The sequence below is a fragment of the Spirochaetota bacterium genome, assembly GCA_034190085.1.
Taxonomy (GTDB): Bacteria; Spirochaetota; UBA4802; order UBA4802; family JAFGDQ01; genus JAXHTS01.
The window spans coordinates 43,436-68,571 of sequence record JAXHTS010000019.1 but is presented as its reverse complement, the minus strand read 5'-3'; the positions used below and the strand labels follow the sequence as shown (position 1 = coordinate 68,571).

17 protein-coding genes are annotated in these 25,136 nt (G+C 32.3%); 3 read left to right on the top strand and 14 right to left on the bottom strand.

Annotated elements, in window-relative coordinates; genetic code table 11:
* Positions 1–258: 258 nt before the first annotated feature.
* The 9 genes from SVZ03_03775 to SVZ03_03735 all read right to left on the bottom strand — a co-directional run bounded on the left by SVZ03_03775 (position 259) and on the right by SVZ03_03735 (position 11,542).
* On the bottom strand, positions 259–1,701 hold the full coding sequence (locus tag SVZ03_03775; protein MDY6933323.1) for an O-antigen ligase family protein: 1,443 nt from the start codon (positions 1,699–1,701) through the stop codon (positions 259–261).
* 45 nt (positions 1,702–1,746) lie between these two features.
* Positions 1,747–2,898, bottom strand: coding sequence for an oligosaccharide flippase family protein (locus SVZ03_03770; GenBank protein MDY6933322.1), 1,152 nt, complete (start codon positions 2,896–2,898; stop codon positions 1,747–1,749).
* Positions 2,899–2,975: 77 nt separating this feature from the next.
* Positions 2,976–4,166, bottom strand: coding sequence for a Coenzyme F420 hydrogenase/dehydrogenase, beta subunit C-terminal domain (locus SVZ03_03765; protein ID MDY6933321.1), 1,191 nt, complete (start codon positions 4,164–4,166; stop codon positions 2,976–2,978).
* Entirely contained in the window at positions 4,150–5,448 is a 1,299-nt protein-coding gene (locus tag SVZ03_03760) for a polysaccharide pyruvyl transferase family protein (protein ID MDY6933320.1), read from the bottom strand. Before SVZ03_03760 ends, SVZ03_03765 begins: the two co-directional genes overlap by 17 nt.
* A gap of 250 nt (positions 5,449–5,698) precedes the next feature.
* A complete protein-coding gene (locus SVZ03_03755) occupies positions 5,699–6,748 on the bottom strand; it encodes an acyltransferase family protein (protein ID MDY6933319.1) in 1,050 nt (349 codons plus the stop codon).
* A gap of 114 nt (positions 6,749–6,862) precedes the next feature.
* Positions 6,863–8,440 carry a hypothetical protein gene (locus tag SVZ03_03750; protein ID MDY6933318.1) on the bottom strand — a complete coding sequence of 526 codons (1,578 nt, stop codon included), beginning with the start codon at positions 8,438–8,440 and terminating at the stop codon, positions 6,863–6,865.
* Positions 8,441–9,003: 563 nt separating this feature from the next.
* The gene (locus SVZ03_03745; GenBank protein MDY6933317.1) at positions 9,004–9,603 is read right to left on the bottom strand and encodes a DapH/DapD/GlmU-related protein; all 600 of its coding nucleotides are present in this window, start codon (positions 9,601–9,603) and stop codon (positions 9,004–9,006) included.
* Positions 9,604–10,175: 572 nt separating this feature from the next.
* Positions 10,176–11,276, bottom strand: a complete 1,101-nt coding sequence (locus SVZ03_03740) for a DegT/DnrJ/EryC1/StrS family aminotransferase (protein ID MDY6933316.1) — start codon at positions 11,274–11,276, stop codon at positions 10,176–10,178.
* A 41-nt stretch (positions 11,277–11,317) separates the two neighbouring features.
* Positions 11,318–11,542 (bottom strand): hypothetical protein, encoded by a 225-nt coding sequence (locus SVZ03_03735; GenBank protein ID MDY6933315.1) that lies wholly within the window; start codon positions 11,540–11,542, stop codon positions 11,318–11,320.
* Between the two features lie 234 nt (positions 11,543–11,776).
* Between SVZ03_03735 and SVZ03_03730 the strand changes: the two genes are divergently transcribed.
* Complete coding sequence (locus SVZ03_03730; protein ID MDY6933314.1) at positions 11,777–11,905, top strand: hypothetical protein; 129 nt, start codon at positions 11,777–11,779, stop codon at positions 11,903–11,905.
* Here the strand turns inward: SVZ03_03730 and SVZ03_03725 are convergent.
* Together SVZ03_03725 and SVZ03_03720 are read right to left on the bottom strand one after the other, a co-directional pair.
* Positions 11,902–12,291 carry a hypothetical protein gene (locus SVZ03_03725; GenBank protein ID MDY6933313.1) on the bottom strand — a complete coding sequence of 130 codons (390 nt, stop codon included), beginning with the start codon at positions 12,289–12,291 and terminating at the stop codon, positions 11,902–11,904. The genes SVZ03_03730 and SVZ03_03725 overlap by 4 nt on opposite strands.
* An 856-nt stretch (positions 12,292–13,147) precedes the next feature.
* A complete protein-coding gene (locus SVZ03_03720) occupies positions 13,148–14,254 on the bottom strand; it encodes a hypothetical protein (GenBank protein ID MDY6933312.1) in 1,107 nt (368 codons plus the stop codon).
* A gap of 269 nt (positions 14,255–14,523) precedes the next feature.
* Here SVZ03_03720 and SVZ03_03715 point away from each other — a divergent pair, with 269 nt between their 5' ends.
* Positions 14,524–16,608, top strand: coding sequence for a right-handed parallel beta-helix repeat-containing protein (locus SVZ03_03715; GenBank protein ID MDY6933311.1), 2,085 nt, complete (start codon positions 14,524–14,526; stop codon positions 16,606–16,608).
* Between the two features lie 289 nt (positions 16,609–16,897).
* On the opposite strand, the gene SVZ03_03710 is transcribed toward SVZ03_03715, so the two are convergent.
* Both SVZ03_03710 and SVZ03_03705 read right to left on the bottom strand, forming a co-directional pair.
* Complete coding sequence (locus SVZ03_03710; GenBank protein ID MDY6933310.1) at positions 16,898–18,868, bottom strand: right-handed parallel beta-helix repeat-containing protein; 1,971 nt, start codon at positions 18,866–18,868, stop codon at positions 16,898–16,900.
* Between the two features lie 243 nt (positions 18,869–19,111).
* Positions 19,112–21,556, bottom strand: a complete 2,445-nt coding sequence (locus tag SVZ03_03705) for a right-handed parallel beta-helix repeat-containing protein (protein ID MDY6933309.1) — start codon at positions 21,554–21,556, stop codon at positions 19,112–19,114.
* A 607-nt stretch (positions 21,557–22,163) separates the two neighbouring features.
* On the opposite strand from SVZ03_03705, the gene SVZ03_03700 reads away from it, so the two are divergent.
* Positions 22,164–23,960 (top strand): choice-of-anchor D domain-containing protein, encoded by a 1,797-nt coding sequence (locus tag SVZ03_03700; protein ID MDY6933308.1) that lies wholly within the window; start codon positions 22,164–22,166, stop codon positions 23,958–23,960.
* 174 nt (positions 23,961–24,134) lie between these two features.
* On the opposite strand, the gene SVZ03_03695 is transcribed toward SVZ03_03700, so the two are convergent.
* Positions 24,135–25,136: a CsgG/HfaB family protein gene (locus tag SVZ03_03695; GenBank protein MDY6933307.1), complete on the bottom strand. Its 1,002-nt coding sequence runs from the start codon at positions 25,134–25,136 to the stop codon at positions 24,135–24,137.

Sequence of the window (25,136 nt, the reverse complement as noted above, 5' to 3'; positions counted from 1 at the left end):
AATATCAAGTTTATACTCATCGTCTGACGAATTTAAAATCCCTATTCCCTATCCCTGATCCTAATATCGTAATTTTATTTCTTGAATAGGGATTACATATCAATTTCTCAGAAACTAGTATAACACAACAAATCATTTTTATGTATCTCTATCTTACTTGAAATAGACCATTATGGGGGAAGCAAATATAATTTCTTAAACATAGAAAATCTAAATTCGCAAGGGATCTTCCTCAATACTCGCCCTTCCCTATCGATTTCAACACCAAGCATTCTGGCCCTTTAATCTGTTAACCAAAAGCCTAGCTAATATGCCAACATATATCCAAAAGATAAAATGAAACTCTTCTAATGATACAACAGTATTAATTATATAAAAAGCAAAAACTCCAGTAAGTAATAATGTTATTAATTTATCTTTGTAAATTTTCTTACCTAATATTTTTATGGGCTTAATAATGATATTGATCATTAAATATACATAAGATAATAATCCGAAAAAACCAAAACTATAGGTTAAAAGCAAATAGAAATTATCTACAGATCTGCTATACCTACCTGGAATCCGCATTATTGCTGGAGTAGGTACTTTGCCATATCCAATAATTATATTCTGTTTGATATACTCTGAAAGTATTTCAAATTGAATACTTCTTGCTTTTGAAGAATTTGCTAATTCCTGGTCTGAAGATCCTGTAGGGTTTAATTGATTAAAAAAAACAGCAATAGAATCATAATTTAATACAATTAATGGAATAGATAATAATAAAATGTAGAATATATTTTTCCTGTCGTATAGGGTAAAATATATGCCCAAAATAAGTATAGCCCCAATTATACCTCCTCTTGATTGGGTAGATATTAATGCAAACATCACTAATCCTGACGAAATAATCAATTTTGTAGAATTATTGTAATACTTATATAGAAATAAAGGTAAAGTAGTAGCTAAATATGAGCTAAATGAAATTGAATGCATAAATGGTCCTTTGATTCGAATAGATCCGAACCTCCGTGCATGTTCTAGAGCGTGAGCATGAGATACATCATAAGCGCCAAAAACAGAATAAAAATTATATTCAGTAATCCTTTCATAAATACCAATTATACTAAGGATAAAGGCAGATAGGCATATTATATTTATCAATAATTCAATATCCTTACGAGTTTTAAATACTGTAAATACAACTACCGGTAATATCAAAATCTCAAATACAAAATAGAATAAATAGAAAAATGTTCCCTTCATGTTTGTGGAAAAGAAAGATGTTATTAAAAATGAGATGATAATAAAAACTATTGGATAAGTGAATATATTTGCTTTAATAAAATCTGTGTATACCTGTCTGAACAAACCTCTTCTATACAGATAAAATATCAATATCAATGCAGCTATTCTTTGAGCTCTGAAAACGGGTATTCCACCACCAATATTTATACCCCAAAGACATGGTAATAGAGGATAGATAAACATAAAATATGTTAACATTTTTTTCTCATCGGTAACATCTCTTGATACTAACCAATTATCTGTTTTTTTAATTGAAAAGAATGCTAAAGGAATACAGAAAATGACAAAACCCAAAGATACAACCGACTTAGGATCGTTAAGGCATAAATATACAAAAAATAAACAGATGATAACGACAGTTATTATTTCCAAAAATGATAATATTGATATTGAATTATTTTTTCCTAACATAATGTAAAAATCACTTTATAATTTTGATTATAATTACTCTCATGTTTATGCATTACTTCTATTATTAAAGATGATATAATATCCCACTCCGGTTCGTGTTCCCATAGAAATAATACCAGCTAACAAAAATCCGAACAAACCATAATCATATAAAACATAAATGATTATTATTCTAATAACTATGCTAATTATATTTCCCAAAAGCATCTGCCTCATCTCTTTCTTATCGCTATGCCCAACAAGATAACAGGATGGAAGCACATATAAAAGATTGATTGAACCATAGATTGTAAACAATACAATCAGAATGAATGATGCATAATATTTTCCTTTAAATAGTATCTCAAGAATTATATTAGTAAATAATAAATAAAATATTCCTATGAATAATACTATTATTAATAAAAATTTAAAAAAAAGCTTTATATTAATATCCCTGTTTTTTGAAAATTTTTGAGAATATACGCTAAACAATGATACACTGGCAAATTCATATATTCGCATAATTGCAATCATGACGCTAAATAACGCCAGCTCCTTATAACCCAATAATTTTGCTATAAAGAAAGCGTCAATATGATAAAGTACTATAACGGTTAAACTTAATTCCCAAAGAGAGATTCCATCTGAATATATCTTTGTTTCTACTTGAATTTGTCCCTCATTCCAATTAGCTAAAATATAAAATATAAAGGGCATAACTGATAAAAAAGAGAAAAGCTTTAAATATGATGCAATATCCAGATTCATCTTCCCAAAAAGGAAGAAGAATAATAACAAAATAAAAAAAACAATCGGATTGGCTCGTTCAATAATAATAGCTTGATTAAACCATCCACGTGCACGGAAAAATGCTCCTGTCAAATTGGTATTACATAATAGAAATGAACCTCCAGCAATCATATAGAACCAAAACCAATCTAAATGATAAATAATTTTAACAGTAAATGACGTAATTATAAGTGGAAAGATAATTAATAAAAGAAATTTAAATAAATATTTCTTCCATTGATAATCCTCAATAGTCTTTGAAGAAAAATATCTGACAACTGACGCGCCCTGTCCAAAAATGAGAAAAATCGCCAATAAATGCGCTACGTTGAGAAATACAAAACTGTATAAACCAAACTCTTCTTTTGTTAATTCTCTTCCCAAATACACATTATTACATAATTGTATTACTGCTACAGAAGACATAATCACAAAACTCTGGGTTGACTTACTTCCTAGTATCTTTTTTAATAAGCCTATTGTTCCATTTTTAATCATAACTTTTATTTTTGTTTTCTATAAATTAATTTATGAAGTATATAATATTTTAACAAACCAGGAATTCTCTTAACGTCGTTTGTTGATGGATTAAATGGAATATCCTCTTCTGGTAGTCTTTCAAATATAAGTTTACCTATAACTCTTTTCAAAAAAAGATTATTCTTTTTGTTTAATAGACTCTTTTGGGAGTTCAATACCGTCTCTTCATTAACCATCCCAAGCATAATATTTTTCCTATCAATATTTTCACGTACAATATCATCTGCAATACTAGAACGTGTAATCACAACTGAATGGCCTATACTGTTGCCTATATATTCATCTAACCACGCATCTCCTACTGATATATCAGCATACTCACCAGTACAATCATGACATAACATACATCTTTTATTATAATATTTAATCTTACACAGTATGTTATCCCATACATCAAGGTACTCCTTCTGTAGTTTGATTTCATCTTTTTTCGAGGAATAAGCGATAAACCATCCAGGCCATCCATTACCTCTATATTGTAATCTTCTCACCTCCTGAATATCAACGTTGTTAGAATCCAATACCTCTTTTGTAGCTGTCATAGGCGGGGTACGAGAACAGAAAAGCGCTATTTTTAAAAAATTATATCCCCTATGAATAGTCTCATATCTTGTCAATGCTTGAATATCACATGGTTTGCCCACAAAGACATATTTTTCACCTTTTTTTATGTTAAGGTCCTTCAATCCTCCACATACAAAAGCAGGCGCATACCTTGATCCTTTTGAAGAAAGTATATCTTCTATTGAAGTAGCTAAAATGACCTCATTTTCAAAAATATTATCTTTTTTTTGTCTGATACAAATTACGCCTTTATAATTTGCTTCTTGAAGTAAATTAATATTAATTGAAGTTACTATACCTCCAGAAGTGGATGATTTTCGAATACTATTATCCATCGAATAACCTATATAACAGTTTCTCACTATCCCTAACTGAGTTTCTTTCTCATTTTTACTTAAGGGTATAAGTCCTGGACAAACCTTAACACACCTCGAGCAATTTACACAATTATTATTTACAATAGGATTTTTGTCGATACCTCCTTTGATAGCAATTGCATTCTCAGGGCAGATACTATAGCATAATCCACATTTAAGGCAAAGTCCAGATGATACTACGTAGGTAATATTTTTTTTATTCGATCTTCCCACACTTAAGTGACTCCTTTTTGATTTCAGGAATAATTTTAATTAAATGTTTTCTTATATCTTGTCTGTTATTAAATCCCCTTTTTATTATCTCAAGAATATTCTCCAAAGAATCATTCTTAAGATTAACTACATATTCACCTAATTTCAATTTCTCTGTAATGCCAATAAATTTATAACTATATGCCTGAGGCACAGTTGGAATACATGTTGAAAAAGCGCCGATACATGAATGCATTCTCGCTCCAGTAAAAAATTCTAAACGGCTTAAAAAAAATTTCAACTGTGAAGCACTATAGCAATCATCCAATAGAAACAAACGATCTTTATATCCACGAGCAGTATACCTTTCAAATAATATTTTAGAAACGGAAAAATCTTCAATTCCGACATGAGAAATAAACACAATTTTTATTTTAGAATCAATATTTAATAATGTATCAATTATTCTTTCAGTAATATAGGCATAATCAAAATCCTCTCTTTTAATTTTATCCATGCCTATTGGATTATTATATAAAAAACCACTCACATTTATACCAACAGGTATCCCTATTTGAATAAATGATTCAAACTCTTCGTTTTTCACATCATCAGGTTGCATTAAAAATGCCATATCATTTGCTTCCTCCATATTAGGAAGATCGCCAAACAAATTAATTAAGTGATTTTTCGATTGATTTTCTCTTACATAAATCTTTTTTGTTCCCTTGACTATTTTTTTAGTTATTCGATTTGAGATAAAAGAATTAAAAGGACCAATAGTTTGTGGGAATATGATAACAGGGCGTTTATAAATTAATGCCAATACTTTATCCAATGACTGCCTTAGAAATACATATATTCCATAAATATCGCTAAAGCTATCACCCTCAGCTAAGCTGATGACATAATCAGCAGTAATTAATTTTTTAATTGTTGGATTGTTCATCATAAGAGTTTTTCTCTTTAATTTCATAAAAAAATAATAAAAGATAAACAGGTTATCTATAAACAAAAACTGTTTAAGTTTTAATGGAAGAAAAGGGAATAACATATGTAAAAAAGCGCATAAGATAAATTTAGATGTCCATATAAAATTTTCAATAATTTCAATTTCATTTCCTTTAATATTTATCTTATGTTTAATAATTTTATCATGTATATAATTCTGATTTATCAATTCTATCTCTATTCCAGGATTATTCTCGATTAAGGCAATTATTGAACCTAAGGTTAATGCATTTATACCCTTATTCTCGTTTGATAACGATGCTCCTGTTAAAACCACTTTCTTTATTAACATAATTTGATAATCTCCAATATACATTACTTGAATTTACAGTTAATATGAATAATTTATAACCATAAATCTCTAATAATATCAAAGACTTATTATTATAAATACTTAATTTTTCTCTTTAGTATCTATAGTATCTGTTAAAGGTTGGTATTTATTTGTGCAAATGGGATATTACACTCAAAGGTATGCTAACATAAATGCATTACACTTGGGAGTAAAGATAGAATCTCTATGAGAGCAACAACAAATATATTCATTTTTTAGAAGAGCTAAATATTCTATAACTCAAATATTTCATAGATACTGGAATAAATATCCCAACAATAGTATATAAAATCCACCATCCATTACTTCCATCCAAAACAGGAAATTTAGCTATCATCTCAATAGGATGATTATATATATATATTTGCAATAAATTGATTAATTTAAAGCAAAGAAAATGAAGAGCCATTATGATAATTGTATTTTCACCAATATAATATAACAATTTCATATCTTTTGAACTCAATATCTTTGCTAGATGAAGATTGAAATAAATTCCCAGTATGCTATTTGTAATAAAGAAAACTGGACTCAAATAAGTATTTTGCCCCAAACTCACTTTACCATAAAGAGTATTCAGAAATAACATAAGTATACAACTAATAGAAAGATAAAAATTAAATGGTATTGAGTGCTCAATTTTTTTATAGAGAAAACCAAAATAATATATCAATAATGCTACAAATGCGTTATTTAAACCTCTAGGTAAATAAACGGAATGAAATGTTAGGAGATTGCCAACAATAAAAAAACATAATATTATAACAAAAATAATATATTCATTCTTTACTCTAAAAAGATTCAGTATAACATATCTAGTAAAACAAAAAATAATATTAACTAAAAATAGGACTGTAAAGAACCAAAAAACTCCCAAAAGCTGTTCTCTGTTCCAAAAAGTAGCTATGCTAAATATTTCTTCAAATATATTTGATTTAGTATATTGAGTAACCGAAACTCTATAACCAGTATTAATATCATACAAATTCAATTTATATAAGATATTATGTAATAATAAAAATAATAATTCATATCTTAAAAAAGGGAAATATAGTGTCTTTATTCTCTTTTTAATTAATACTATTGGATTAGATGTATATTTATCACTGTAAAAATAGCCTGATACAAAAAAAAACAGAGCCATATGAAATAAATATATAAATGTTCTAATTGGAGGCTGAGTGTGACCAATCACGACATATATGATACCCAATGCCTTCATTAAATCCATATGTTTATAACGATCAATATTTTTCATTTCATATAAGTTATCTTTATTTTTCTATTAATTTATCTCATAATTATAATAAAATAATAATCAGTCTGTCTTATAATTAAATAAATGATCTACGAAATTTTATATATTTCTTGTTTATAGTCTTTTATAAATAATTTCTGGAATTTTAAATCTACGATTATTCATTATCACTCCAATTACATTAACATTATTATTTCGCAAACGATTGATAAAGCTTTGTGCTACTTGGCGACGATCTTTTTTTTCGTTTACAACGATTAAAACTCCATCAACATTTTGAGATAAAATATTAATATCATTGAAATACTTTGTATTTGAACAATCTATCAGTATCGCTTCATATTTATCTTTAATTTTTTGAAAAACCTCATTCAAATTTAATTTATTCCTTATGGTAACAGATTCTAGTGTATTATCACCTGCCTGTAAAACATTAAGATTTATATCTATTTCCTCAATGTGTTTTGTTGGATCATTGTTATTAATTACTTCACTCAATCCTGGACTTTCAGCAAGACCTAGTACAGTATGTAATATTGGACATCTCAAATTGGCATCAACTATAAGGGTTTTGTGTTGCATCATCTGAGAAAAACAATAACCAAGGTTTGGCACAATAGTAGTATTCACTAAATTATGAACTGGTGAGGTTATTATAAGAGTTTTCAAATTCTGTACTTTCATGAAAATATATATCTGATCAGTTAGTTCCTCATAAAAATAAGCATAACGAGTTGATGCTTTTTCTTTTTTTAATAATGCATCCTCTCTAAATCGTCTTGCAGGAATAGACCCCAACAAGGGTAACCGAAGAAAGGTGACAATGTCATTAGGTGATCTAAAGGTCTGATCAATATAGTCAAATACTATAGCAGATGCTACTCCTAATATGGTACTAATAAATAAACCAATCATTAACACGAGTCTTTTAGGCCTTCCAATTGGTAAAGAGTTCGTTGTTGCTTGTTCAATTATTTTTACACTTGCTGTACCTATGGCCTCTAAATCATCAATAGGTTCTCCTGAAAGCATATCATTCATTCTTTGAATATTATTCTTTAATTGAATCACAGAAGGATGTAAATTTCCATATCTATGTTTAAGTTCTGCCAGTTGTTGCATTTGATCAAAAATTGAATAAGAACGGCTGATCACATTTGCTATAGCTACAGCTCCCTCTGGACTTAAGTCCCTAACAATGATTATAAAAATATCTGTATTTGCAATATACTCTGTTTGTAAATTTTGTTTTAAATACCCAACAGCTCTTTTAAAAAAAAATTCCTTTTGCTCCTTAGGGCTTAATTGTTCAAACTCCCTCTTGATAGATTGAACTCTATGCCTTATTAGAGGCTTTTTAAATCGAGAACAAAAATTCAATTCATAATCTAATGGACGTTCATCAATCTTCAAGGCCTTTACTGCACGTTTTATTACAGGATTTGACTTTACAATCTCAGTCTGTGTTAAATGTATACGAAATGCCCCAATTCCACGATAGGTATCAGCTAAAGTTTGACTCTGTCCTTTAATAAGCATCTTTACCCTCGCTTCATAAACAGGTGTTTGGGTTTGCATGCCTATAAAAACACCAGACATTATAATGCAAAAGGTAAGAATAATTACAAACTTATGCCTGAAAATAATATTCGCTACATCTCGAATTGTGAGTTCTTTAATATTAGTATCCATTTATAATAACTCCATTACAATAATCTTCTACTTCAATATTATTTTTTATACTTTTTGTATATTATATATTTGTATATTATATATCATTTTGATTAATTCAGATGACGAACAAAAAAAAATAATTAGTGTTTACTCTCTGTTAGTGTTATAAATTTGTTATTTTCCCCTCTATCCTCTGACACATTATTACTTCAACTTTAAAGGATATATATTTTTTGTAAGAATAATATGTTTAGTAGTAATATCTGAATTAAATATAATTGGTAGTGTGTTATTCAAAATGGACAATAGTGTGGTAATATATATATCAATTGGCACTATGATGTCAACTCTATCTCTAATTAATTCAAGTTTATTTTAACCTCTAAAAATCAATTTCGAAACAACATAGAATTGTGATTCTTCAATACAGAAAGCAATATAACAACCTGTATATATGTCTATTTTTACACCAACAATCAATAATTACTATCATAATGTGTATAATGATATAAACCTTTAGCAACATGGAATTTATATCAGTATATTAATAACTTAATTATATGTTCACTGGAATAAAATAATCAATTTTGTTGAGATTGTTCTGAATCAAATTTGAATGCCTTTGACATATCACGAGCAGGATTTCCTAGAAAAAATGCATCCTTTGGTACATCTTTTGTAACAACGGATCCAGGACCAATTATAACATTATCTCCAATAGTTATACCTGGAAAAATTATTGATCCTGTGCTTATCCAAACATTATTTCCAATAATTGTTCTTTTGTCATCAATTAGATCATATCCATATACAGCATGTCTTGGTCCTAAAATGCTTACATTAGGGCCAGTGTTAAGCCTATCTCCTATTGTCACAGGGCCCATAATAATATTATGAAGTCCAAATAAACAGTTACTTCCTACAATAATATCGCCTAGTTGCGCATTCCATACATTGAACTCCTCAATAAATATATTATCTCCAATAACTGCCTTATATGGTTTTTTAATTGAAAACCTGAAACGATATCCAAAATCAACATATTTGCCACACTTCAAATATCGTAACCTATAATATCTACGAGTAATTCTAAAATGACTTTTCTTAATAATTCCCCTTATGAAATTATTCGAAATAAATGATAGTCTTACTCTCTTATGATCATTACTTGAATCGGTCATTCAATGCCCTCCTAAATCGAAAACTCATCTTGCGTTATGAATAATATAAACCTAAAGCAATATCGAATTGTTGTATTGATATTTAGGATCACTAATAATGTTAAATAGTGATTCAATAAACTTATCTATTTATTTCTCTGTGATAATAAACCAGTATGATATGATATATAAAAGAACTAAATGGTAGTTATTTCAATTGTAATCACATAAATCCAAACCCTTTCAGATAGATTTTCACAGTGAAACTATTATATAATCATTTGATAGATTGGATTAAGGCAAATAAGAAGTATTAAATATATTGATATATAATTTCATATAAAATAATAAAGTGTATTGAAAAAAACAACAAATTTTCAAGTATTTAACTAAAATTCTAAAAATTCCATGAAGGCTGAAGAATTCATTATTGGAAGCAAGAGACATAACTGGAAGGATTAAAATCATGATAATTCAACCTCTGATCATCTATCTCACTCACTGCTATATAAAAATTGTAGTTGTAAGTCTCATGCTAACTTCACCTGAAATATAAGATTGTTTGTTCACAATCAAAAGAAGCTGAATGTGAATTACTTAAAATCATTCACTACACTGACTACCCTCTCAACCTCGTCTTGTTCCAAAACAGGGCTAATAGGTAAACTGATTACTTCATTATGAATCTGCTCAGTAATGGGTAAACTCATGCTATTCCATTCCCGATAGGCCTTCTGCTTATGAGGTGGTATTGGATAATGAATTAATGTTTGAATTTTTTTCTCTAAAAAATATTCCTTTAATCTATCACGCTCAGCATGTCTGATTACAAATAAATGCCAAACATGTTTAGCATATTCAGCTACATAAGGGAGTGTCACTGCTGGATTTTTTATATTCTCTAAATAATATTTAGCAATATAATCCCTTTTAGTATTGTCTTCATCAAGAAATTTTAACTTCACTCTTAATATAGCAGCCTGTAACTCGTCAAGTCGTGAATTTATTCCTTTATAATTATTTTCATATTTTTTATGAGAGCCATAATTTCTTAAGGCTCTTACAATATCCATCAGATGATCATTATCTGTAATAATGGATCCACCATCACCTAGTGCGCCAAGATTTTTGCCAGGATAAAAACTGAATGCTGCAGCATCACCAAAGCTGCCAGTCTTTTTTTCATTATACATCGCTCCAGGAGCTTGAGCTACATCTTCAATAATCTTAAGATTATATTTCTTAGCAATTTCTACTATTGGGGCCATATCTGAAGGTTGACCATAAAGATGCACCAACATTATAGCCTTTGTCTTATCAGTTATTTTCTCTTCAATACGTAATGGATTTATATTATAGGTCTTGAGATCAGGTTCAACCAAAATCGGCTTTAAATTATTCTTTGATATTGCAAGTATAGTGGCAATAAAAGTATTTGCTGGCACAATGACTTCATCCCTCTCATTGATAACACCAAGCTCAATGTAGGCTCTAAGAATCAGTATTAAAGCATCCAATCCATTCCCAACGCCGATACAATGCTTTACATTACAGTAGTTTGCGAATTCATTTTCAAATCTGTCGACCTCCTCTCCAAGAATATACATCCCCGAATCAATTGCATTCTCAATCGCATTGAGAATTTCATTTTTATAGTACTGGTTCAATTTCTGTAAATCTAAAAATTTAATCATAATAACCTTCTAATATGTTTAGTGTACTAAAATTGATATATTCATATGCTATTGCTTTCATTAGGATTAGGATTTCGAAAAACAGTTATCTCAATCTTATTAAAATTGACCTTCTTTTCAATCTCATACTTTTCAAAAAAGTATCTATAGGTTTTATCTACAACTCCATCTCTATACTTTTGAATTCTAATCGATTTTACAAAGAACATCCTATATTGTAAAGATTTATTTCCAAGAGCCCTTTCAACAGTTATATCAAAGGGCATACAGAAGACATTTAATTTCCAGAAGAAACATAATATTGAGCAACGCGTAGGACACTTTCGTGAAAGATAAGAGCTGTGTCATTTTCTTTAACATTTTGATCAAGAAACTTAATGGCTCTCCTTAAATCGACTTTGCTATATCTAGGATTAAAATAATGATTGTACAAAGAAAATCCTGTCAAAAGTAATAATAATACAATTGTTATGTATATAGTATGATTACTCATCTTATCAATGCCATATTCGATTAGAAGCAAGTATAATGGCAGAGCACATAGAATATATCTAATATTAAAAGGCACACTATTAGAGAAAAAGGCTGTTAAAAAAGATAAGAAGAGATGGTATCAAGAGAAGCGTTAAAAACGCTGGCTTGTTCTCATGATTTTGATCTCTAAAAAATTGATGAAAGTAAAGAGAACCAACCACACAAGAAATAGTGCTGAAGGAATAACAATCAAACCATATTCTTGAAGAATTATTATTAAGGATACTACTCCATGTTGAGCATAGAGTGACCTAATTTCCGTGAAAGGAGGGCCAAAACTCATTCCTACATCGAAAGTAAAAATTGCATATAATAAATCAATTATTCTAGTTTTATGCACTCCTCCAATATTAGAAAATTCTGCATTAAAGAAGGCTAATATTCCAGGAATATAGCTTATGGCAACGACAATCATACAAGCACAAAAACTGATGAATTCTCTTGTATGCTTCTTTATAAAAAGAAGAAAATAGATTCCCATTGCAGCATAAAATTGAATTTAGATGTGTCCACAGCATTGAAACAGCTACAAATGTAAAAAGAATCCAGAGACGCAGTGAGTCTTGTTTTAATATCAAGATAAAAAGTAAAAAAGAGAGAAGTGTTAACAACACCCATAATGAATACATCCTTGCTTCTTGGGAATAGCAGATATGAAGGGGTGAAAAAAGTAAAAGTATAGCACCTATAACAGCGCTTCGTCTATTAAATAGTATAATCCCTATATTATAAAGCACAACAACAGAAAGAAATCCGTATAAAGCAGAAGGGAATCTAAGCGCCCATTCACTTAATCCGACTATTTTGCTAAATAGATATGTCAGGAGAAGACTCAAGGGAGCAATAAATCCTTCACTCATTATCGAATTAAAAGTTTCTTGTAGTGAAGTATGATTAATCTCAAGCGCAGTTGCACCCTCATCCTGCCAAATACTCATCCTATCAAGATGATACAATCGAATGCATAGCGCACCTATGAATAGAAATATTGACCATTGAAAATTAGTAAACTTTCTACAAATTATCATTTCAAGAAAATATTTACAAATAAATCTTATATTCAGATGTCGAATTATTAGTCTTATGAATTATACAACAACTACCAATCAATTCTTGATTGGTAGAGCACATAACAAATCAGTGCAATTATCAAGGTAGTTTTAACAAATAAATACTATAGTAAAGTAAGGATGGAAGTTGAAGTGTGATAAATATTGATATAAACTAATGAAGTTTATAGAAGATACTTTAATCCCAATAGTATTAAATGAAATTAGCGATAAACTTGCCATTTCTGGTTTAATAAACTTTGTAGGTCAATAATAATTATATTAATATTATTGGCCATCCCATCCAGCAATCCTGGCAAGTAAATACCAAAATGCCTGTCCTTTTATTTCAGCATGGGCTAAGGTTGTATGATAATATTCAATATTATAATTTCCCCAACCAATAGGATTTACATTTCCAGGACCTCCCATATAGGATACTGGAAATGATATATTTCTTAGTTCATTGTCATGTGTCTCATCACTATAACTGATTTCTGCGCTTCTATTTGGCTCCTTTACCCAATTATCACTATTGGGATCAAAATCGCCATTTCCATCAACAGGACAATAAATATCCAGATCTGCAAAGTCGTATAGTACACAATTATTCTCATAGCAATGAGCGCGTATTCTCTCATTGTTTAGATGTGCCCGCGCTTGTTTTTCATCCAAATTGCTGCCACCCATATCAGTATCATCATCTCTATATTGAGTATTTGTTGTAAAATAGACAAAAGTAATTTTTCTATCATTCGCTCCATTATATCTTTCCTCAAGATTGCTCATCGCTCTTATGTAGCCATCCACATAATTGCAATTAGCGCCTTGATTAGTGAGATGTAATTCACCACACCATTCAATACCGGCAACATTGATATCAGTATGCGCATCAAGATAAATTTCAATTGGGTAAGGACGGGAATCCCAGGCTGGATGATCTGAAGATCCGCCGAAATACTCATGAGGCTCGATAGCTGGATCAGATCCTATATAGTGAACAAGATCCAATCTTGAATTATTTGAGAGGGGTGTATCGTTGCTTGGGTAATAATAATCCCAATTGCCTCCGCCATTACTGTCTACTTCTCGCAATCCTGGCCAATATATTTGACATGCATGAGATCTACCGCAATAATGTACTGAAAGCACTTCTTTCACCTTCGCTACATATTCAGCGGGTATGTCAGTTAGTTTTGTACAGGTATGATTTATTATGATCGCTTCGCTTTGACTATTTGAGTTATCATGATGTTCCGTGTCATTACTATTATCGTTACTACTCGTATTATTAGTATCATTTATATTGTTTGTATTTTTTGTAGAAATCCCACAGCTACAGCTATGAAATAAAAATATAGACATAATAATTGTGATAATTACTATACCTTTCATTCCTACCTCTTTTACTAATAATTGTAATGAATGGATATTATTATCCCCTTTCTACATAATCATGTCAACATTTAATTACTATTTTGCATGAAACAAAATATACTACTCTTTTCATCTGTTATATAATCGATGTTATTATCGATAATCTTATCATCTCCCATTCGAATCTCAATCCTCTACAAATAAAAAACAATTGACCTTTTTCATTACCAAATGTATATGCAAATTATTATTTGCTTTCTTAATATAAAAAATATATGGAGATAATAATGATGAGGCTGAATAATATATTTTACATGTTAGTATTATGTATGTGTCTTATTTCAAATCCTATATCTCCCATCCCAAAAGTCTTATCACCAAGTCTTGTCTCAGCAAAAGATATAGCTCGATCACAAACATCCTTAACACCTAAGATTCCCTCAAATGCTATCTGGGTAAAGGCTATTTCGAATGTAAATTGGCCTAATGGCACCAAGAAGAGGCCATTCCCAACAATTGGAGCTGCACTAAAGGCAGCAAATCCCGGAAACACAATTGTTGTGACCTCAGGTATATATAGAGAAGCGATCAGACTACCCTCAGGCAGACCGAAGCAACTTATAACCCTTATGAGTGCTCCAGGTGATCGGGTTATAATAAGTGGAATGAAAAAGCTAAAGGGATGGAAAAGGTATAAGGGCAACATCTATGTAACCTCTATTAATTGGCGACCGGAAAGACTTTATGTTAATTATAAACCACAATCAATTGCTCGTGAACCAAACGAAGGGTGGTGGACAGCAGCCTCTGTAAAAGGCATGGAACTATTTGATCCTGAGCACCTATCGAATCTGAAAAAAAATATTATTGGCGGCGAAGTCTATATATGGACTCGACATGGTAATGCATTCTTTTCAGTACCGATTACAGAGTTTGACAAAGCTAAGGGAAGGTTAAAGGTTATTCGCAAAAGTGAATGGATGAATATGAATAAAGGGGATAAGTATTTCCTTAAAAATCACTTTTCACTCATAGATAGACCTGGTGAATGGTCTGCGAAAGAAAAAAATGGGAAATACCATATCTACTTCTGGCCACAGAATAAAAAAGACCTTAGTGCAGTTGAAGCCCCCAAAATAACCGGCCAGGTTGTAAGTATATATAAGGCAAATCATCTTCGCCTTTGGGGCCTTGAGATATGCGGAGGTGTTGGGAATGGTCTTGAGATAAGTAATGCCAAGGATGTGGAAATAAAATCGTGCATCTTCCACAACAATGGCTTTAGGGGTATCTTTGTGCGAGAATCAAATAATATCTGTATTATGAATAATGTATCCTGGTGGAATCGATTTGGAATTTCAATAACTTACGCAAATGATGTGGTTATAGAAATGAATGATATTGGTTTTAATTCTGACGATGGTTTGCGTGTATCCTGGAAATCAGAAAATATTATAGTTAAACATAACTACATGCATGATCATCTTCTATGGGGCCATCCGGACAACATTCAAGTCTTTCGAGGTGTAAGGAATATAAAGTTCATTAAGAATCTAATCCTTACTGGTGGTCAATCTATAATGCTTGAAGAGACTACAAATGGAGAACTGCGAGGCAACATGATCATTGGTTCTAATGCTAATATGTTAATTTTTGGTCACAATAATGCAGGTGACTATAAAATTCACAAGAACACACTAGCTTTTACTGGTTATGGTTGCATGAATATGACATGGAAAGGGTATGATGTACGTGAGAATATATTCGTTACAGGACACATAGGGCCTATGTACTCAGTATTGGGAATCGAGGACTATAAGGCTGACAGAAATCTATTCTGGAATGCAAAAGGACTGAAGCAAAAATCCGTTCTCATCTCTAGTAGGAGAAGGGATAAGACATTAAAGGTACTGCAAAAGGTAACGGGGCAGGATAAAAATTCAGTTTATTCTGATCCAAAATTTATTAATGCTCCAGCAGCCTTTAGAGTATTGGATGGGGACAGGCTACATCTCTGCTCACGAAATAAGTTCTATTTACGTAAAGGTACTACCGGATTTAAAAAGGGTGACAATGTTGAAATAAACTTTGATGGAAACATCCGTAGGATAATTTCAATTGACAGAAATACAATTACAATAGATCCAGGTTTGCCCCAAAAACCGACAAAGGGTTGGTTAGTTGCGAATTGGGGGAATAATACTAATTATAAACTTGATTTACGGCTACGAAAAGATAGTCCTGCCTTTAAACTCGGTAGGAATGGAAGATCTATAGGATCCACACTTGACATTCAGGCATTTACGAGAAGAGACTTCAATGGAGACAGGAAGAGGGATGTACCCGTAATTCCAAAAGAATTACACCGTTAACAATTAAAATCCTTTGGATGGCGCTACTGCAAATACTGCAAATACTACTTCTGATGATATTTTATTTTCCATATCTTGCTATAATCGCCTGTAATTGGCTGTAATCAGCATCAAGTATTATAGAAATCAACTTATCTACAGGAGCGCCATGGATGCTTATCACTTCAAGAGATTCATTATTGCATAAAGTATAATCCTAAACCAACTTTTAGATAATTAGTGGTACTCCAGTATATGCATATACATTCCGGAGTTCCAAGTAATTCTTCTTTATACTTCATGCTTAAAATTAATCGAATGGCGATATAGGAATATCCCTTATGCCATCACCATCGAAATCACCATTCATATACTCATTGATATTGATTGTAGAACCTACAGGTCCGTCATCTGATGCTAAATTCTCGCCAGGACTTCCATTTCGTAACCTCAAATCCCATACAAGATTACTATTATCCTTCCAATTCATAATAAATGCATTCCACATTGGAGGTTCATCGAGTTCAGGCTCAAATGTAATAGTATTAATAGTATTAGATGTAATATTAGTTACTGTTCGTGGTATACCATCAAAATTTACCTCTATGATATCCCCCACATTAAACATTGGAGTATCAAAATCCAATATGTATAATGTGCTTCGTGTGCAATTACGCACTTGGCTTATATCAACTATAGTATAATAAACAGGTGCATTTATGAATTCAGGATCAGTATAAATCGAAGATAGATCCTGGGCAGTGTTATCTTGAAATTCCGCAAGAGTCATCCATCCACCACCTGCACTCAACCACATAATATCATCTGAAATAGGATTCTCATAATTATAGAAGAGATTTCGATCAGCGTTGTATCCATCAAGATTACTCTCAAATTTGATTGCTGTATCCTGGTGTCCATTCATAAGAACATTCTCATAAACATCATAACCATTATCCGTGATAAGGAAAGAACCATAACGGGAAAAGGTTATAGTATTTTCACTAATAATAAAATCACGAGCATAACTATGGCCAAAGACTACAGAATATGAAATACTGCCAATAATAGTATTTCTTATTATTTCTCCATCCCATATCTGTTCCATCATTATGTTTTGTCCAGCTCCAATGAGCAAATTTTCTATAAAAGAAATGTTATTAACGTATCGAAATATCTGAATATTATCAGGATGAATGTCATAAGAATTATCTTCATCCCATATCATATGATGATGTATATAATTCTGCTTAACAGTGATATCGTTTGAATTCCATGTTATCCTCATGCCGTCATCTATATTATAACCAATATCATTCTTCTCTATTGTCACACCAGTAGCATAACTCATTGATATACCATACCAATTTCGGCATATAAAATTTTGTGAAATAGTTACATTTGTAGAACTATTTATATTGATCCCTGCCCTCAAATCACCACTGTTGTCGTATATTGCACATTTTTTTATGACTATATTATCAGAGTCAGAAATATTGATTCCATTTCCTGAAGCTCCTGAAATCTCAAAGCCTTCAATGCATACATTCTTTACATTATTACAGTTAATAATAGGATTTTGAGCTATTGATACAATGATTCTCTCGTCAGGTGCTCCCATTAGTGTAAAATCGTTTCCTGAATCTCCAGATGGTATGGTGAGAGCTTCATCATATGTGCCAGCTTTAACTAATACCAAATCTCCAGCAGTTGACTGAGATAGGGCAGCTGAAATTGTACGAAATGGTAAATCTTCAGTACCTGGATTACTGTCATCGGCTTCAGGATGATTCTGGTTCACATAGTAATCAACTTCAGGCACTGGAGGTGTATCTGGAGGTGTATCAGAAGTTGTTGCACTTGCAATATCATAACAGACTGATATTCCTGCATTATTGTATGCTTTTACACGATAATAGTATGTTGCTTCAGCAGATAGATTTATATCAGAGTAAAAATCGATATTAGCTGATACATTAGCAATATCACTAAAAATTCCAGGATTACCTCCATTATCCAAAGCCCTCTCAAGTGTAAACCCAACCTCATTATTTGAATTATCATTCCAAGTAATATCTACCCTACTTGAAGAAATTGATAATGCTTGTGGATTACTTGGCGGCTCAGGAGGATATAATTCAATATCACCAGAACCGCTATTGCCGCTACATATCCAACCTATTGATGAAAGACTAAATATAATAATGAGAAGTAAATGAATACTCTTTCTTTTTAATATATCATAAGATAAACTAATCTTCTCCTCTATTCTATTTCTCATACTTCTTCTCCCTTTTAAGAAATTTTAAAAGGGTTTTAATAATTGACATATAACATTATACTGAACAATGACTCTGAATATCAATTTGGGCTAACCCTAAACCCCGTCCTCAAGTAGCAGCTTGAGTTTCTTCTATTATATATAATCATCTATTTATCAAATCTTTTTATCAGGAGTAAATGATGATCAATATATAACTTATACTTTCCTCCAAAAACAATACCTTAATATACCAATTTAATATCAATTAAATGGGGATAAAGGAATATCTCTTTGCCCATCACCATTAAAGTCACCAGCCTTATATTCCTGAATATCTATTGTAGAACCCACTGGACCACCGTCTGATGCTAAAGCCGCTCCTGGACTGCTGCCCTGTAATCTCAAATCCCACTGAAAATTGTTATTACCTCCCCAATTTGCGACTAAAAGATACACAACAGGTTTTTTATCAAGCGCAGGTTCAAATTCTAGCGCATCCCCGGATATATCTATAATAGTCCTTGGAATCCCATCAAAATCTATTTCAATCAAATCCCCTTGATTAAATCCACTTATTCGATCATCTGCAATATAAATAATACTTTTTGTGCATCTTGCTATGTCAACATGATCAACGACACCAAAATAAATAGGCGCGTTTATAAATACTGGATCTGCAAAAACTGAATTCATATCCTGACCAGTGCTAGCTTGGAACTCTGCTAGAGTCTGGCTCCAATTATAAACACCTGGATAAGAACCTTCACTATTATAAAACAAATTTCTATCAGCTAAATAGTCAGCATCAGATTCTAAAGCACATGGCGGGCCTGAACCTCCTCTCATAAGCACATTTTCATATGCATCGTAATCTTCATAAGTAAAACGCAGGCAACCATACCTGGAAAATGCTATTGTATTTCCCAAAACATTAAAATCATGAACATTGTCATGTCCAAACACTACAGAATATGAACTACTTCCAATAATCATATTTCCATTTAACGAATTCTCAGAGGTATCCTCCGTAAATACATTTTGCGCTCCTCCTAATATTAAATTATCAATAATTAAAAGATTATGTGTAAAAATCTCTGTATTATTATCATTACCACTATAAACCTGTATGTTATCAGGATGCCCCCACATCATGTGATGGTGAATATAATTTCGCTCAACAATAATATTATCAGACATATAAGTTAACCTAATTCCATCATCATCATTATAAGCAATTTCATTTTCTCTTATTATACTATCCTTGACATTATCAAATAAGATTCCAAACCAATTTTGTGTAATAAAATTATTAAGAATATATATTTGTTCGGACGAAACAACTTCAATTCCAGTGGAGTGAGGAGAACCGAGTCTCATAACATTATTATGAATAACACAATTCCTAACTGTCACATCGTTTGAAGATGAAATAATTATCCCTCCGCTTACTACTCCTCCTCTAACCTCAATCCCATCAATTATAACATTGCTGACACCGCTGACAGTTATCACAGAACCAGTTCCCCCGGAAGCCTCAACATCATTTTCAAGATCAACCCCGGTTCCAGGCCAAAAATAGATATCTCCCCCTTGACTTACCCATTCACCTTCCCTATCAATCAAATCAAAATCATCCTGCACCCAATATTTATCATCAGAGCTAAAACTACTAGAACTCCCTAAATTCAACCTACCTAAACTTGAGGAAACAATACCAACCCTATCCTCTTCATTATTTTGATATATTTTAATCATAACCTCTCCCCCAGCAACATCAGGGAAAGAGCCATCAAGATTAACAGAATCAAGAATATCATTACCTTCTTTATTTTCAATAGTCCACCAGCCATCATTGGGTTCACGCGCAATTTCCTGTCTATTTCCATCAACATAAATATATTCAACATCTCCACTAAATGGTGCACTCCATATATTTCCTGAATATTGAGTCCATCCTGATACTTTTTCCATACCAGAGACAATCACTCTCTCTCCTGGAGCACCCACAAGGGTGAAGGGATTTTCGCTATTGCCGGAGGGCAGAGTAATACTTTCTCGGTATGTACCTGCTCTTACCAATACCATATTCCCTGCAGTTGCTTGCGATAGCGCTGCTGAAATTGTTTTAAAAGGAAGCTCCTCAGTACCTGGATTACTGTCATTAGCTTGAGGATGATTTTGATTCACATAGTAGTCAGCTTCAGTTATTGGAGGTGTATCTGGAGGTGTATCTGGAGGTGTATCTGGAGGTGTATCTGGAGGTGTATCAGAAGTTGTTGCACATACTTCATCAGAGCAATCTGATTTGCCAACATTATTGTATGCTCTAACACGATAATAGTAAGTTGTTACAGGATTTAAATTATCATCCGAGTAGACATCCATGCCTGCCGAGACAGAAGCGATCTCTACGAATGTTCCAGGAATACCGCCTACATCTAATGCCTTCTCAATGGTAAATCCATCCTCATTATCAGAATTATCAGACCAATTAACATCTATCTGAGTTGAAGATTTTGATATGGCCTGAGGATTGCTTGGTGGTGCAGGTGGAATTAATTCAATATCACCAAAACCACCATTGCTGCCACATTTCCATCCTATTGATAAAAGACTAAATAAAACAATTACTAATAATGAATATATCCTCTTTTTTTCAAGTCTTCTAAATATACTATCATCAATATATTGTTTTAATCCTAACATAATAGATCTCCCTTTAATATTTTTTTTATTAAAATAAGGGGGTTTGGAATTGATGATCCTATATTTTTATAGGAATGGAGGAACCGCAAGATTGCATATTCAAGCTCTTGGAATTTCCTAAAAGTCATCTTGAACTGAAACAATTTATATCTTTAATGTATCACTCTGTATATCAATTCAAGGCTATACCCCAAACCCTTACTTCATTGAGGAGTCGATCATTTACTCCTCTCCTTGAAGCTGATCTACTTTATAATAATATTCCAATTTCTAATTAACAATTATATAATTATAATATTATGTTTATTACTATTGAGATATTATAATATTGTAAATCTTATAAAGCTATTATAGTGGAAGGTAAAAGTCAATAAAAAAATTAATTTTTTTCTTAATTATTATAAAAAATGCTTACTCGATTTTAGAATAACTTTCATAAGAATATATCTTCTCCATGATATTATTTTAGATAGGCGATAATTAATGTAACTTACAAAAACTAATATCCTAATATAGATGAAAGTTAATTTTCTTGCATATGATGGAAAAATCCATTATCATTTATACCAATTAAACATAATTTAGTAAGCTGAAGAGGTTGATATTAATGTACAATATAATTAGATTTACAGCATCGAAAATGCCTTATGCTCATAGTTTTTTAAATTATAGAAGGTCTCCGGTATTGTTTCTCTTTTTTTTCCTGATTCCTATTATAACATTTTCATCCTGCCCTTTTGAGGCTGATAGGAATAACTTATGGGATCCAGGAAGCCCAAATTATATTGGGTATGACCTCGTCCTTACATCAGCTGATATTACTGTTATGCAGGATACAGAAGAAATCCTCATAAATGATGGTGTTTATGATTTTGGTAATTTGAGTGTTGGTGAATCCAGCCCAGCAGTTGCTTTTACAATCAGAAATGATGGTGAAGGGGATTTAAGTATTGAAAGTATAACATGGACTGAAGAGAATATTACTGAGTTTATTCTTAATATAGATTCTATATCTTATACGCTGACTCCTGGCAATGAGACCTCTTTTACTATTACATACAGCCCTGCTAGCGCTGGGGATAAGTCTGCAATACTTAGCATTGTGAATAATGATCCCGATGAGGGCGCTTATAATTTTTCGGTTACAGGTACAGGAACAGCTTCAAAGTCGTGGGGTTCACCAGAGATGATAAGTTCCGGAAGCTATGAAGCCCACGAACCGCAAGTTGATATGGATAATAACGGTAATGCCATAGCAATCTGGTGTGAGGATCAAGCTCCGAGGAGAGTATTTGCTAAACGATACGATGGCTCAAGCTGGAGTGGGAGCATTCGTCTTGATAATCAAAATTATAGCGCTTACAAACTTCAAATTACTATAAATTCAGATGGGAACGCAATAGCAGCTTGGTATCAAGAGGATAGCTCAGTCAATAGAGAACGAATATTCGTTAATCATTACCTCCATACAGGTGACAGTTGGCTTTCAATACCTAATGTTATAAGTGATAGCTCTGTTGAATCCTATGATTCTCAGGTCTCAATGAATAATAGCGGCTATGCTGTCGCTGTCTGGAGAGCTTCAGGTAATGTTTATGCTAATGACTACAGAGCTGGTTCATGGCAGCAAGTAGAAATTGGAGAGTTGATCTGTAATGGTACCTCTTCAGTATCAATGAAGGTGGCAATAGATGCTGACAGCAATGCTATCGCTGTTTGGAATGATGACCAAGGCGCTACTTCTCCCCTGTATTCCTGTAGATATATTGGATCAACCGGAGATTGGAACTCTGCAGTTGGGATAGGAGAGGGTTATAAATCATACAATGCCCAAATAGCGATGAATGATAATGGAATTGCTGTAGCGGTATGGGATTATGAAGATGAAACTAACTATAACGTGGGAGCTAAAATATATAATAGTAGCTGGTCTAATATGTATACTATAGATTCGGGATATGATCATACAGCAAATTTATATCCAAAGGTAGCAATAGATCAATCAGGGAATGCCATTGCTGTATGGAAGCAATATGACGGATCAACCTTTAGAATCTATACGAATCGCTATACATTTTCCAACAGTAGCTGGGGATCTGCTCAAATTATTGATACAGGCCAATTCTCTTCACCAGAGCAGGCGAGTGATCCGCATGTGGCAATGGATGGCGAGGGCAATGCAATTGCCGTTTGGTGCGAAGAGAAGCTTGCTGCAACAAATAGCATTTATGCCAGACGATATAATGTTTCCAGTGACCAATGGCAGGATGCGCAGGAGATAGATAATTTGGATGGAGGTGCAATGAGCCCAATAATTGCTATGGATTCAAACGGCAACGGAACTGTTTTATGGAGGCAATTCTATAATACAAGATATAACATATTTACTGTTAGATATGAATAGCAATTATTTTTACAATGAGGGGGAGATTCTCGCTTTTGGACTAGAATTTGTTATTGACCCACTGTTTAATGAGAGTGTGTAACCTTGGAGAGAACCAATACCCCTTTGTCTCTCTGAACCACTGAATAACCTACTGGATAATTATAGTAAATTATAGCTTATTGATTAAGTGTATCAGAACCTCATAACATATGTGAGTTCAATATTTCTTTCTTGGGAGAGGTATGATCTATTGCAGATATTGAGGTGAAAGGAACTGTTGCTATTTTCTGACATGCCCATACTTCTGTTGAAATCAGGCTTGGAAAAAAACAGAATATCAACCCAGTTTGCTAAATATACTATCCAAAATAAACCAGTCATAAACTTGGCACCCTTGGCAGCATCATCGTATTCCTTATAAACGGTATCAAACCTATCTCTTTCCTGTATATCAGATTCTGTATCTATTGGTCTAAGGTCATCATACTCCTTCTTTTTATCTTGATAATTACCGATTGTAGCAGCAGCAAACAATCCAGAAGCCACAAAGAGCCCGCCATAAACAAAGCCCTTAACTGTTCTGCCAGCATAAAACTGTCCCCAACCTGGAATAATACCCCTGAGATAATATCCACTTGATGTGATCCCCCCCTTTTCCTTCGGCCCTTCAGGTTCTTCCTGTTCTTCCAGCATAGGAGTTAGGGTATATTTGGCTTTTCTATTAATTCTTAATGAAATCTTTTGGGCAATTCTCGAAACTGATTGATCTAGAACATCCTCTGATGTAGCCTTTTGCGTGGCTGCAAACTCAGACACACCCTTTTCAACGTCAACAATACGCACAGTCATAATTATCGATTTTCCCATTGGACTCACTTCTCCAACCAAAATCTTTCTTGCAGACATTAATCTTCCCATTTGAACAGCACACTCCTGATCAGTGCATCCTGTTTGTTGTAATCCCTGTTCCTTAAGGATCATATCCATCTGTGCTCTCTCAACTATTGTAAATGTCCCTATGTTAATGAACTCACTCCTAAGCATATTTGATGCAGTCCTTGCCATTCGCTCAGAAACTCCATCAGCCTTTAGGTTCATAATTACAATTCTCATTCTATCATTTGAATAACTGGGTATTGAAATAAATAACTGAAATACAAATAGAAACGAAATGTAAAGTGATCCTTTATTCAT

Excerpts from the sequence above, each read along its gene's own strand:
- SVZ03_03775 (MDY6933323.1), bottom strand. The coding sequence starts at position 1,701 with ATGTTAGGAAAAAATAATTCAATATCAATATTATCATTTTTGGAAATA.
- SVZ03_03770 (MDY6933322.1), bottom strand. The coding sequence starts at position 2,898 with ATGTCTTCTGTAGCAGTAATACAATTATGTAATAATGTGTATTTGGGA.
- SVZ03_03760 (MDY6933320.1), bottom strand. The coding sequence starts at position 5,448 with ATGTTAATAAAGAAAGTGGTTTTAACAGGAGCATCGTTATCAAACGAG.
- SVZ03_03755 (MDY6933319.1), bottom strand. The coding sequence starts at position 6,748 with ATGAAAAATATTGATCGTTATAAACATATGGATTTAATGAAGGCATTG.
- SVZ03_03750 (MDY6933318.1), bottom strand. The coding sequence starts at position 8,440 with ATGGATACTAATATTAAAGAACTCACAATTCGAGATGTAGCGAATATT.
- SVZ03_03745 (MDY6933317.1), bottom strand. The coding sequence starts at position 9,603 with ATGACCGATTCAAGTAATGATCATAAGAGAGTAAGACTATCATTTATT.
- SVZ03_03740 (MDY6933316.1), bottom strand. The coding sequence starts at position 11,276 with ATGATTAAATTTTTAGATTTACAGAAATTGAACCAGTACTATAAAAAT.
- SVZ03_03735 (MDY6933315.1), bottom strand. The coding sequence starts at position 11,542 with ATGCCCTTTGATATAACTGTTGAAAGGGCTCTTGGAAATAAATCTTTA.
- SVZ03_03730 (MDY6933314.1), top strand. The coding sequence starts at position 11,777 with ATGCCATATTCGATTAGAAGCAAGTATAATGGCAGAGCACATAGAATA.
- SVZ03_03725 (MDY6933313.1), bottom strand. The coding sequence starts at position 12,291 with ATGGGAATCTATTTTCTTCTTTTTATAAAGAAGCATACAAGAGAATTC.
- SVZ03_03720 (MDY6933312.1), bottom strand. The coding sequence starts at position 14,254 with ATGAAAGGTATAGTAATTATCACAATTATTATGTCTATATTTTTATTT.
- SVZ03_03715 (MDY6933311.1), top strand. The coding sequence starts at position 14,524 with ATGATGAGGCTGAATAATATATTTTACATGTTAGTATTATGTATGTGT.
- SVZ03_03710 (MDY6933310.1), bottom strand. The coding sequence starts at position 18,868 with ATGAGAAATAGAATAGAGGAGAAGATTAGTTTATCTTATGATATATTA.
- SVZ03_03705 (MDY6933309.1), bottom strand. The coding sequence starts at position 21,556 with ATGTTAGGATTAAAACAATATATTGATGATAGTATATTTAGAAGACTT.
- SVZ03_03700 (MDY6933308.1), top strand. The coding sequence starts at position 22,164 with ATGTACAATATAATTAGATTTACAGCATCGAAAATGCCTTATGCTCAT.
- SVZ03_03695 (MDY6933307.1), bottom strand. The coding sequence starts at position 25,136 with ATGAATAAAGGATCACTTTACATTTCGTTTCTATTTGTATTTCAGTTA.